Genomic DNA, 1,200 nt, shown 5'->3' with positions numbered 1-1,200 from the left:
GGTAATCCCCCCATTTTTAACTGACACTAAAAGTAGAAACCTAGGCTGCTAGAGCCAATTTTCTTTTGGGTGGTATACCTCCAATAGCCGAGTTAGGACGTTCATTGTTATAAGACCAAAGCCACTTGGTGGCCTGTTCCTGGACTTGTTCAATACTCTCAAATAAGTATTGATTAAGCCAGTCATACCGAACAGTACGATTATAGCGCTCAATATAGGCATTTTGCTGCGGACAACCTGGCTGAATGAATACAAGCTCAATATCGTGATTTTTAGCCCATCTTGCGAGCTTATGGCTTACGTATTCAGGCCCATTATCACAACGTATCTGCTTAGGCTTGCCTCGCCATTCAATGACTTGCTCCAGTGTCCGGATGACTCGGGCAGAAGGCAATGAAAAATCCGCTTCGATTGTCAGGCCTTCCCGGTTAAAGTCATCAATAATATTCAGTAGCCGATAACAGCGTCCATTATCCAGTTGATCATGCATAAAATCCATTGACCAGCACTGGTTGCTTGATGTTGGCACGGCCAGGGACTCAGGCTTTTCCCTGATTAACCGTTTTTTGGGTTTTATCCGTAAATTTAACTCGAGCTCTTTGTATACACGGTAAACACGTTTGTGATTCCAACAAAAACCTTTCACGTTGCGCAAATATAAAAAACACAAGCCAAATCCCCAGTTACGGTTGTTTTGAGTTAAGCGCATTAGCCAATCCGCTATGACCCTGTTTTCTTCATTCAGTTTGGGTTCATAACGGTAGCACGTCTCACTGATGCTAAATAACCAGCAAGCCATCCTGACTTCAATATTCCGTTCCCGCACTATCACGCGCGCAAGCTCTCGGCGAGCGGATGGCTTTTTTACTTTTTTTCAAGCACCTCTTTTAAAATTTCTGACTTTAAGCGCTCTTCAGCGTACATCTTCTTTAAGCGGCTATTCTCTGCTTCAAGTTCCTTTAGCCGAGCCATCATTGGAAGATCCATGCCTCCATACTTGGCTCGCCAGTTATAGAATGTCGCATTGCTTATACCATGCTCTCGACATAAATCTGGAACTGCAACACCACTTTGAGCTTGCTTCAATATCGACAGGATTTGGCTGTCACTAAATTTTGATTTCTTCATGCAGAATCTCCTTGCACATACATTACGAGAAAATTCTACTTTTGGCATCAACTATTTTGTGGGCGGATTACC

General features: G+C 43.2%; 1 protein-coding gene. It reads right to left on the bottom strand.

Annotated elements, in window-relative coordinates:
* Positions 1 to 40 precede the first annotated feature (40 nt).
* A protein-coding gene (locus tag ACWTE2_RS00010; RefSeq protein ID WP_161516441.1) for an IS3 family transposase occupies positions 41 to 1,128 on the bottom strand; the annotation gives its coding sequence in 2 pieces (ribosomal slippage) (positions 41 to 867 and positions 867 to 1,128; 1,089 coding nt in all).
* Positions 1,129 to 1,200: the final 72 nt, after the last annotated feature.

It is taken from the genome of Legionella nigrisilvae (assembly GCF_977063395.2).
This window is presented reverse-complemented; position numbering and strand designations above follow the sequence as displayed.